The 6,441-nt window shown below is 28.8% G+C and carries 4 protein-coding genes; all 4 read right to left on the reverse strand.

Annotated features, from left to right (window positions below):
* Positions 1 to 80: 80 nt before the first annotated feature.
* A complete protein-coding gene (locus ACH2BO_RS02055) occupies positions 81 to 269 on the reverse strand; it encodes a hypothetical protein (RefSeq protein WP_395043100.1) in 189 nt (62 codons plus the stop codon).
* Between the two features lie 91 nt (positions 270 to 360).
* Entirely contained in the window at positions 361 to 966 is a 606-nt protein-coding gene (locus tag ACH2BO_RS02060; protein ID WP_395043101.1) for a hypothetical protein, read from the reverse strand.
* Complete coding sequence (locus ACH2BO_RS02065; protein WP_395043102.1) at positions 966 to 2,483, reverse strand: hypothetical protein; 1,518 nt, start codon at positions 2,481 to 2,483, stop codon at positions 966 to 968. Before ACH2BO_RS02065 ends, ACH2BO_RS02060 begins: the two co-directional genes overlap by 1 nt.
* Before the next feature lie 62 nt (positions 2,484 to 2,545).
* Positions 2,546 to 6,031, reverse strand: coding sequence for a hypothetical protein (locus ACH2BO_RS02070; RefSeq protein WP_395043103.1), 3,486 nt, complete (start codon positions 6,029 to 6,031; stop codon positions 2,546 to 2,548).
* Positions 6,032 to 6,441: the final 410 nt, after the last annotated feature.

A 6,441-nucleotide genomic window follows, 5' to 3' on the forward strand; every position in this document is an offset into this window, starting at 1 on the left:
GAGGAATAACACTTATCTCTGCGAATTATAAATTGTTCTTTATGCTCTGCGATGGTATTTGACCTCGTAGTTAAATTTAGTTAATCATAAATTTCATTAAAATTATATATATAACCTGTAATGTCTCTTATTCCGTTAGAATTTTTAAATTCTGCCTTAAATTCTTTTACTAAAACATTCTTTACCTTACATTGATTTTGTAAATGAAAGTATTGAGATGCATATGCCCAAACTCTTCTTGAACTAGTTTTAGGTGCACGGATATTCATTTCACCATAATAACCTTGTCCTTCCCAGCTGGGAATCTTTTAATTCAAAATTAGATTTTAATATATTAACTGTACAACGTTCACTTTCAGGTCACATTTCGTCTAACAATTTAATAAGTTTTTCGATATTACTTCTATAATCCAAATCACATTTTCTAAAAATATCTGATCCTATTATTTGAATTTTATTTGACTCATAAACTGATTCTTTAAACAATTTTGACGAAATCAATGCTACTGAATAATTTTTTTCCTTACTGTATTCTGCTATTTGTTCTAATGTGCTGTTACATGCAAAAAATGGCAAACCTTCATTTTTAATTATTTTCAAAGATTCTATTTTTGCAATTTCAATATCTTCAATAGTATAGAGCTCCTTATGTTCTAGTTCGTTTGAATTAGGCAAAACTAACCATTTATGAAATAAAGGTTCATTAGATTTAATGTTATTAAAAATTTTCATTCGAATTTTATTAACTTTTTGATTTACGATTGAAATAGGAATGTTAAATTCCTGTTTCAAAGGCCAAAAATTTTTTGAATTTAATAAAATATGAAAAGACCATTCGTTATTTTTTTTGACAAATTCATCTTTGGTTTTTATCCATTTAAAACCATATTCTGTCATTACTGGTTCTAAATAATTGCTAATTACTTGAACTACTTGTTTTTTTGTAATATATAATTCTTCTTCCATTATGGCCACGTTGATTTTATTGTTTCATTAGTAATTTTTACATCCATACTATGAGAGCGTAATATTTCTGAAATTTTTATAGAACTTCCTTGAGCAATATTATATGGAGGTTCTTGTATTATTTTTGGCAATTTATTTGTAACGGTTCTTATTTCTAGAAACCCATGAGCCTTGATAGCATTCTCAATTACTTGTTGGTTTTTACGAAGTTTATTTGCTATACCATATTTAGTTTCATTTAATATCCATTTGCCAGTGTTGGTATTAAAAATACAATTATCTGCTATTGAAACTACATTATTAACTTTAAGATATAGCCTCGTAATGTGAATGTAGCCATCGGTTAAAGGATATTTTTTTAATAGTTCTTGGGTTATTTTAGCTTCAAATTTTAAAGCTTTTACAAATATAATAAGTATTTCTGTCCAAGTTAATATTGCACCACCAGCACCAGCATATAATTTATTTGCTGACCTTGCAGCATAATACTCAATTATTTCTGCTAATTTGTGCAAGTCTTTTTTTGCAATAGCTGGAAAAGCTTTTTTTACACCATTAATCAAACCTTTAGAAGGTCCGCTTGCCATACGAGCCATCATTATACAAGAAACTACATATGACGCATCTGTAGCATCTGCTTTTTGGATTCTTTCCCAAACTTTTTCTATATCAAAATCTAATGTTACGATTTTGGTTAATGCTTTGCCAAGTCCTGTTAATGTGGCTTTAGGATCATCAATTAAATTTAAAACAAATTCTCCTGAATCTCTTGATGAAAGATATATACCCCAAGATATAGGTTCTGTTTTTCTACTAATTTTATCTGTTACATAGGAATCGTAAGTTGATTTATTTGCTTTTATACCATCTTCAAAATAACCTTGAAATTTTCCATCATTAACCCAAATAAATAATTTTTCATCGGGTAGAATAAATGCAATAGTTTGTGATTTTTCATTTAAAACAAGTATAGCTTTTTTATGTGCTAGACTTGATGTATTTATCGGTGTTCCTATTTGTTGACCATAATATTCTGTATAATCTAAACTTTCATTTCTTGAAACTTCAATTCTTTCACTTTCAATCGATTCAGAATATTGATTACTTTGATAGCTTACTTTAAAATAGCAATCCACTTTTTCTCCTTCAAAAGTTCTAAATGCCAAATCCTGCATTTTTAAAGTAAAAGGAATTTTTACTTTAATTAAATTATTGTTTGCAGGTGTATTTATTGTTGTTAATGGAATATCTTTTCCAACACCGGCTTCACTATCGTCATCGAAAACTTGAATTTTGAAATTAATGTTTTGATTTTTTATACCTTTTGAAGTAATTTCTAATTCAATTGTTTCACCAAATTTATATTCGCTTTTTGGAATAACTCTAATACTTTGTATTGAGAAAGTTTGATTTTCACTTTTCTGTCGACTTTTCTGTAACGCACTAGCAAGAAAATCATAACCTTCATCAAGTTCAATTCCCATACCGCGCAACCTTGCTACTGTTTCTGGTGACATATTTTTACTTTTTATTAATAACTAGTTTGTGAGCGTTACACTCACAAACTAGTATAATTTGGTTATTTAATAGGTTCAGTGGCTAAACCCAATTTATTTAAATTTGGTATTAATCCGTTTACAGCATGATTCTCGCATCCATCGCCACAAGGTAAGCCAGTTGCATCAACAGCAACACCACTGTTTTGTAATGCAATTAGTGAAGTTGGCACAACAGTTTCCCATGTTTCTTCAACTGTATATTCTTGCTCTTTTAGCTCATCAACAATTGATAAATATAATGGGTCACCAAGAATTGGCATTTGTCCGCCATTCCATATTTGTCCAAAGTTCATATAATGCATAACTGCCTTTTCAAATCCTGGTTTTACGGTTACAATAACTCGGCACATTCCGGCTTGCATAAAGTTTCTAAAAATTGGGTCGTTAATCTCGGTTTGGAATAATTCGTCCCAATCATCTCGATTACCCCAATAAAAAGGATAAAAGTTATAGCTCATTAAGTTCCAGTCAAATGCTTGTTCCATAAATTTGGCAAAGCTGCCATAATCGTCCATGTCTTGTGTAACACTAACTTGATGATTTGTAAAAGTAGGATTGTTGTTATACATTTTTCGTCCAAATCGTCTGTTTGAAGCTGTGTTTGTATCGTCTATTAAATAGGAGATACAATTTTTTCTTAACACAAGTTGCTCTATTTGTCGATAAAATAATGGGTTACTTTCGGTAATTTGAACACCTGTTGCTTTGGCTGATGCTAAATTTTCATTATATTTTTCTAGTTGGGCTTTATAGCCAGCAATAATTTTTTCGAAAGTTTCTTTTTTCCATGCCAAGATAGTTTCTTCGGTAGGTTCTGTTTTTACAGAAAGTGATATGCTACAAGAATGATAATTTCCTAAAGCATAACTAAAACTTACTTTATCAGTAAATTCATCTAAAATGTGTCCTAAAGGTTTAAAACCCAACAAATCATTTTGTGTTATATTAGCATATGAACCTTGTTTAATTAAATTATGGTTTCCAAAAGAAATATTAGCCGTGTGAGGTTCAGTAGTATTAGTATCTGTTTTGGCAGCAAATTTAAGCTTTGCAATAGTTGGTTTATATCCTTTTTCTATAGTGATATCATACGAACCTTCAATAACTTCTAAACCACCAAATTTTACTGTTGAAATAGTTTTATTGGCAAATATAAATTTCTTAGGATGTGTGTTTACTTCAACCTCATAAGTAGAAGCCAATGCTTGATAATTTGCCTCAGAAATGTTTGTAAAATTGGCATATCCAACTGTTCTTGGATCAATTGGTTTTTCTAGAACAATTGCATTTTCGGCTATTTTACTAACTTCCATTCCCAAACGATGAAACTTGCTTGGTTGTGGTACCATAAATTCATACATTAATCTTTTACCGTAATTGAAAATTTGATTTTTATAGGTTGCATTAATAAAACGGAATACTCCAGAAACATGGTTTTCTCCTAAACGATTGTCAAAGGCATGAACATTTTCTTCGGTAAACTCATCAGTTACTTTTACAATTTTTTCCGATTTTACACGAGAAACAATTCTTTCTGAAGCTCTTTGGGTAAGCTCTTTTCCTTGAATAACGGCTTGTCTGTTACTTTCTTCTTTAGAAACATTAGTTGCATAACTTGCGCTGGCATCTAAACTAAAAGTATCGCCATAAGAATATTTTGCATTAACATTTGTTGTAAAGTTTTTATCTTCTTGCATGATTTTGGCAATCTCAGTTTGCATTTCAAAACGCTCTGTAGATGTTGTATCAGTCAATTTTTCGGTTTCAACTTCAACACTATCAGTTTGTGTAGTTTGAGTTTGATGAAAAGAAGTTGTTGTTTTACTTCTTAATTCTTTAGCCATTATGTTTTCAATGTGAGCAACTTCGCCAGCATCATAACAACAAACATGAGAAACTACTTTTTTATAATCTGCAATACCCAATTGGCGAAAACCAAAACCTTTTGGTTTAAAGTCATTTTGATTATTTGCTTGATTGATAACACTATTTAAATCTGCTAAAAAACCACGAGTACAACTATTAAAACTGAAACTAAACGGTTTAATTTTAAATTTCTTTGTCATTCCATTTGTAAAATTTAGTGTACCACTAAAACTTTTAATAGTATCATTTTGTGCTTCAGTAATTTCATCGCCAATGCCAAACATATTAAAAATAGAAATAGTATTTGCTAATGCAGAAATAGTTCCTGCGCCATCAGTAATATGTGTACCATTGATAAATCCTAAATCATATACAATCGATGTAAGTATATAACTAGTATTTGGAACTTGAATGGTCATGTATGGATTAAATTTTCCATTTACATTTTTACTACAAATATTAAAAGTAAAATCATCAATTTTAGTACTATTTGCTCCAACAGGAATAACAGCATCTCCAATTGTTACCACTTTTTGTGAGAATTGAGTTTTAGAAACAATATTGGTGTGCTGTACTTTTTTTATATCTTCAATTTTATTTATTACTTGATCAAAAGTTTCAAATTGGTCAAGATTTATAATTGAAGTTAAAAGTTGGAAATTAGTAACAGAAAGATTATTTTTAAAAAAATCAGAATCTGCTTCTTTGGGATATTCAAAGATAAATTCAGGTAATTTTGGATACTCTACTTGTGGTTGATTACAAAAATCCTCAGGATCATAGTTAGCATCACGAGGATTTGCACACAATGCTTTTTTAGAGATAATGTATGCTCTTTCATAGTCAATTAAAAGTGGATTTATACTATCTTGATGAATTAGATAATCTTTATCAAAATTGATTTGGTATTCTCTAGAATAAACTTTAGAAGCTGTTTGAATTTCTAAAATCAGATTTTGCAATTCGTCAATAACTGAACTTGATAATAAATTTTCTTGAGCATCAAGTATTTGTTTACTTGTATATTTTGCTATATCATTTTCTATATTTTGAGAATCAGTTGTAACTTGTTCATCAAAAATTGAAGAAGGCAAAACTACAGTTGCATTTGACAATTGAATAAGAAATTCTGATTTTTCAATTACTGTTGTTAAGTTTTGAATGTTTGTAATTAGATTTTGTAAAATTAAAAGTTGATTAATACTTTCTTTTATATAAAAATCTTTCTGAGTAAGTATTTGATAAAAATAATTGTCCCAAAGATTTAAAACTATACCGTTTTGAAGTGGTGTTAAAGTTTCTACTTTAGCAAGTATTTCATCAGTAGTTGCTTGGCTTTTATTTCGCATTAACCAATCTGAAACTTTAAAAAAATTAAGGTTAATTGATTCAACTTCAACTTTGTTCTGATAGGCAGTAGCTGAAAAAGTAGTTGCTGCAATTTCTAATGCTTGTCTTTTAGATTGTGTAACTGGTTTGGTTTTTACAGCATTAAAAAAAACTCCAGTTGTGTCAGCTAATTTCTTGAAATTTTCAGGATGAAAAACAAAACGTTTTTCTTGATTTTCTACATTTAAAAGTTCTGGACTTCTTAATGAAACGAAACGATATAGTGTATTTTGATTTTTTATTTCTGGCATTTTAAAATATTTAAAAGTTGTTTTTTTAAAGTCAAACCAATTTTATTTGATTAAAGTGGGTTTCAATTAGTAAAACGTCCCACAATAACCTTCTTTGATTTTTGATTTTTAAAAATTAAATATTTTTTGTCTTTTTGTAAAGCTGTAAGCTGTAAGCTGTAAGCTGTAAGCTGTAAGCTGTAAGCTGTAAGCTGTAATAAAGTTAAGAGAAATAAACCGATTTCGCAACATTTTTAACATATTAGTTATGTGAAATTAATGAAAAACTACTTACAAAATACAATTTTAGTTTTTTTTAACTATGATAATAAAAAAAGCACCAATTTTCAATTGAAAAATTAGTGCTTTTTTAAATTTAATAAATTAAATTATTTTGTTGGCATAGTTTCTAGTAATTCAACTTCAAAAAT

Origin of the sequence: Flavobacterium sp., assembly GCF_043773265.1 — a bacterium.
Lineage (GTDB): Bacteria > Bacteroidota > Bacteroidia > Flavobacteriales > Flavobacteriaceae > Flavobacterium.